At 56.2% G+C, this 299-nt stretch carries 1 protein-coding gene; it reads right to left on the reverse strand.

Annotated features, from left to right (window positions below):
- A partial coding sequence (locus tag EQW76_RS28860) for a transposase (RefSeq protein WP_244615611.1) occupies positions 1 to 299 on the reverse strand: 299 nt, incomplete at both ends.

The raw sequence follows: 299 nt of genomic DNA on the forward strand, positions 1-299 counted from the left end.
ATGCTTGAGAAGAAGGTGTGAGCGCAACGGTCGTATCGGGTGTGAATTCGCCTCCAGTCCTTGAGCCTGCCGAACATGTTTTCGATCTTGTGCCGCTTTTTGTAGAGCGCTGGATCGTGCGGGATCGGCACCTTGCGGTTTGCCCGTGATGGAATGCAGGCCGTTATCTTGCGTTGCGCCAAGGCGTCTCGAAACCAGTCGGCGTCATATCCCTTGTCGGCAAGAAGCGTCTTTGCCTTGGGAAAAGCATGCAGCATCCGCGCGGCACCTTTGTAGTCGCTCATCTGCCCTTCGCTCAA

Origin of the sequence: Rhizobium sp. rho-13.1 (genome assembly GCF_007000305.1) — a bacterium.
Taxonomy (GTDB): Bacteria; Pseudomonadota; Alphaproteobacteria; order Rhizobiales; family Rhizobiaceae; genus Rhizobium; species Rhizobium rhododendri.